The organism is Butyrivibrio sp., assembly GCF_017940685.1.
Classification (GTDB): Bacteria; Bacillota; Clostridia; order Lachnospirales; family Lachnospiraceae; genus Butyrivibrio.
The window spans coordinates 1-4,262 of record NZ_JAGAYD010000110.1 but is presented as its reverse complement, the minus strand read 5'-3'; the positions used below and the strand labels follow the sequence as shown (position 1 = coordinate 4,262).

The window sequence follows — 4,262 nt, the reverse complement described above, 5'->3', positions numbered from 1 at the left end:
TGCTTGGAGAACACAAGATATCCCTTGTTGTTAAACTCTGTATCCACGATTTCCACGTTGTTATAGGGTGAAAAGATAGCCACCTTAACAAGAGGTATTAGCATTATCACCAGTGTTATTGTGGAAGCAACAGGCATAAGCTCAATAGGCGTTTTTACCATCCTTTCATTGGCATAGACCCCAATTGAAAAGAGATCCACAAATAGCAGGATATCCACGTTTATTCGGCTTACCGCAGTCCTCCTTCTAATGGAATACACGGCAACAGCGATGTTTGCCAGTGTATAAAACGCCAGTGAAATAAGATAGACTGTGTGCATTGGTCCGTAGGTCTTGGTAAGATATGTACCAGTTTCAGTTAAATGCATCTGTACAGACGTATAAAAGATATCAAGCCTTCCAACTGTACATACACTTGCATATATAAGGATCTGTATCAGTGTTATAATGCCAATTACAGGATTTGGAAGCTGTATCTTGCACACTCCACAGACAATGAAAAATAAAAGCATTGGAGAAAATATTCCAAGAACATAAGATATGGTGTTGGCTAAAATCGCCTCAGGAAGCGTCTTAGCAACCGAAAGAGCATAATATCCCCCGTTACTTACTGCCACCACCACTGTTAAGAGCATAAGATTATAGTCTATTATCCTGCCATAAGTCATAATATACAGCAGAAGCAATAGAGCCACAGAAAAACAAACCAGATAAATCATATTTAGTTCCACCCTCATAACCGAATAATCGATATTTCCTATATTATATATCAGTTAACACAAGTAAAAAAGAGTGGTTAACAATAGAATTAAAAAACGGCCCCTGGATAGGAGCCGTTTTAATCAAAGTATTAAGCGTTAACAATCTGGCCGAAATCTGGCTTAAGGCTTGCGCCTCCGATAAGACCACCGTCGATGTTAGGCTTTGAAAGAAGCTCAGCAGCGTTGCCAGCGTTCATTGATCCGCCGTACTGAATACGTACTGCATCAGCTGTAGCTGCATCGTACATCTGTCCGATGAGCTCACGGATAAGTCCGCAAACTTCCTCAGCCTGGTCAGATGTTGCTGTCTCGCCTGTTCCGATAGCCCAGATAGGCTCGTATGCGATAACAAGCTCCTTAACCTGATCTGCTGTTACGCCGTCAAGATCCCATTTGATCTGTCTTGCGATCCACTCTTTGTATGTGCCCGCCTTACGAAGTGCAAGGGACTCACCACAGCAAAGGATTGGCTTAAGGCCTGCTGCAAATGCCTTCTTAACCTTCTGGTTGATGAGGATATCGTTCTCGCCGAAGATATCTCTTCTCTCAGAATGTCCGATGATGATGTACTCTACACCAGCATCCTTGAGCATAGGAGCTGAGATCTCACCAGTGAAAGCTCCCTTATCCTCAATGTAGAAGTTCTCAGCACCAACATGTACGTTTGTGCCCTTGACAGCCTCAACTACTGGACAAATATCAATTGCTGGTACACAGTAAACAACATCTACATTATCGTTTTTTACTAGATCCTTAAGCTCATTGCAAAGAGCAACTGCTTCGCTTGGAGTCTTGTTCATCTTCCAGTTACCAGCGATAATTCTTCTACGTGCCATGTATAATTTTCCTCCATGTATGCTTTTAATATATAGTTTTAATGAAGTAAATGCATCAGTGACCTTGTAGCAAGATTCAAGGCCACAGATGCTAGACTACATTTTACTTATCGTCTGCAGCGTAAACGCCAGGAAGCTTCTTGCCCTCAAGGAACTCAAGAGAAGCTCCGCCACCTGTTGAGATATGGCTCATCTTGTCTGCATAGCCAAGCTGGTTAACAGCAGCTGCACTATCACCACCACCGATGATTGTTGTAGCATCAGTTTCTGAAAGAGCCTTAGCAACTTCCTTGGTACCAGCTGCAAGAACAGGGTTCTCAAATACGCCCATAGGTCCATTCCATACTACAGTCTTAGCTGACTTAACTGCATCAGCATAGAGCTCGATTGTCTTAGGTCCAATATCAGCGCCTTCCTTGTCTGCAGGAATCTTGTCAGCATCAACAACAGTTGTTGTGATGTTAGGATTGTCGATAGGATCTGGGAAAGAATCGATGCAAACTGTATCGATAGGAAGAAGAAGCTTCTTGCCAGCCTTCTCAGCCTTAGCCATCATCTCTTTGCAGTAGTCAACCTTAGTCTCATCAAGAAGTGACTTACCAACCTCATATCCCTTAGCCTTAAGGAATGTGTAAGCCATACCACCACCGATGATAAGAGTGTCACACTTATCAAGAAGAGTGTTGATAACATTGAGCTTATCAGCAACCTTAGCGCCGCCAAGAATAGCTACGAAAGGTCTAACTGGATTCTCAACTGCGTTTCCAAGGAAATCGATCTCCTTCTGCATAAGGTATCCAACGGCGTTGTTTCCGCCCTTTTCCTTGATGTACTTGGTAACAACTGCTACAGAAGCGTGTGCTCTGTGAGCTGAACCAAATGCGTCGCATACATAGTCATCAGCAAGATCAGCAAGCTCTTTTGCAAAAGCCTCGCCAGCCTCTTCAGGCTTGGTTTCCTCTTTGCCTCTGAAACGAGTGTTCTGAAGAAGAATAACATCTCCCTCATTCATAGCCTCTACAGCCCCTGTAGCTGCAGCGCCTGTTACGTTGTAGTCGTCGATGAACTTAACGTCCTTGCCAAGCTTCTCTGAAAGTCTCTTAGCAACTGGTCCAAGTGACTCACCCTCATTAGGGCCATTCTTTACCTTGCCAAGGTGTGAGCAAAGGATAACCTTGCCGCCGTCCTTTACAAGCTTCTTGATTGTAGGAAGAGCTGCTACGATTCTGGTCTCGTCTGTGATCTCGCCGTTCTTTAAAGGAACATTGAAGTCGCAACGAACAAGAACTCGTCTGCCCTTTACGTTGATGTCATCAACTGATTTCTTATTAAGTGCCATATTTATATCCTCCTGGGACTATTTGTATAATCAGCCCTGATCACTCGCTGATCTGGGCGTGCGAATATGATTCAATAAGCATGCCCCTTGCCGAAGGCAATCTTTAATTGGCATGCGGGGCCTCATTTCATGAAATGAAATGAGGTCCGGTCCATATGGACCGGACCTCATTTAAAAGTCTATTCCTAAACTTAAGTAGAATCAGCCAAGCTCTGCAAAGTACTTGATTGTTCTAACCATCTGTGATGTGTATGAGTTCTCGTTGTCATACCATGAAACAACCTGTACTTCGTATGTATCATCATCAACCTTGTTAACAAGTGTCTGAGTAGCATCGAAGAGTGAACCAAATCTCATACCAACGATATCAGATGAAACGATCTCGTCTGTGTTGTATCCGAATGACTCTGTAGCTGCTGCCTTCATAGCTGCATTAACAGCTTCCTTTGTAACGTCAGCCTTCTTAACAACTGCGAAAAGAAGTGTTGTTGATCCTGTAGGTGTAGGAACACGCTGAGCAGCGCCGATGAGCTTTCCGTTAAGCTCAGGGATAACAAGGCCGATAGCCTTTGCAGCACCAGTTGAGTTAGGAACGATGTTAACAGCACCTGCACGTGATCTTCTGAGGTCGCCCTTTCTCTGAGGACCATCAAGGATCATCTGGTCACCTGTGTAAGCGTGGATTGTGCACATGATACCTGACTGGATAGGTGCATAGTCGTTAAGAGCCTTAGCCATAGGAGCAAGACAGTTTGTTGTGCAAGAAGCAGCTGAAATGATCTTGTCGTCCTTTGTAAGTGTCTTGTGGTTAACGTTGTAAACGATTGTAGGAAGATCGTTTCCTGCAGGAGCAGAAATAACTACCTTCTTAGCACCAGCATTGATGTGTGCCTGTGCCTTTTCTTTTGATGTATAGAATCCTGAGCACTCAAGAACTACGTCTACACCGAGCTCTCCCCATGGGCAATTGTTTGCATCAGGCTCTTTGTAGATCTTGATTGTCTTACCCTTTACTGTAATTGTTCCAGCCTCGTCATCAGCTGTTACGTCATCTTCATGACCAAGCTCAACGTAACGTCCCTGTGAAGAATCGTACTTCAAAAGATGAGCAAGCATCTTAGGGCTTGTTAAATCGTTGATAGCTACTACTTCGTAACCTTCTGCACCAAACATCTGTCTGAATGCAAGACGACCAATACGGCCAAAACCATTGATTGCTACTTTTACTGCCATTTTAAGTTCCTCCTAAAATGAATTTAATAAATAGGTTGCTGTTCCTATATCAATCTGAATTGATAATAATTTATCAGCAATCTCTATTCTATT

Annotated in this window: 4 protein-coding genes; all 4 read right to left on the bottom strand. The window is 43.5% G+C overall.

All coding sequences use genetic code 11. The features are described from left to right. Positions 1-719, bottom strand: a 719-nt coding sequence (locus J6I68_RS06970; RefSeq protein ID WP_292218868.1) for a histidine kinase N-terminal 7TM domain-containing protein, incomplete at its 3' end; no start/stop codon positions are given. Between the two features lie 131 nt (positions 720-850). Next, positions 851-1,597, bottom strand: a complete 747-nt coding sequence (tpiA, locus tag J6I68_RS06965; RefSeq protein WP_292204181.1) for a triose-phosphate isomerase — start codon at positions 1,595-1,597, stop codon at positions 851-853. Between the two features lie 103 nt (positions 1,598-1,700). Beyond that, positions 1,701-2,936, bottom strand: coding sequence for a phosphoglycerate kinase (locus J6I68_RS06960; RefSeq protein WP_292218864.1), 1,236 nt, complete (start codon positions 2,934-2,936; stop codon positions 1,701-1,703). 201 nt (positions 2,937-3,137) lie between these two features. After that, positions 3,138-4,169: a type I glyceraldehyde-3-phosphate dehydrogenase gene (gap, locus tag J6I68_RS06955; RefSeq protein ID WP_292218861.1), complete on the bottom strand. Its 1,032-nt coding sequence runs from the start codon at positions 4,167-4,169 to the stop codon at positions 3,138-3,140. Between the last annotated feature and the right edge of the window lie 93 nt (positions 4,170-4,262).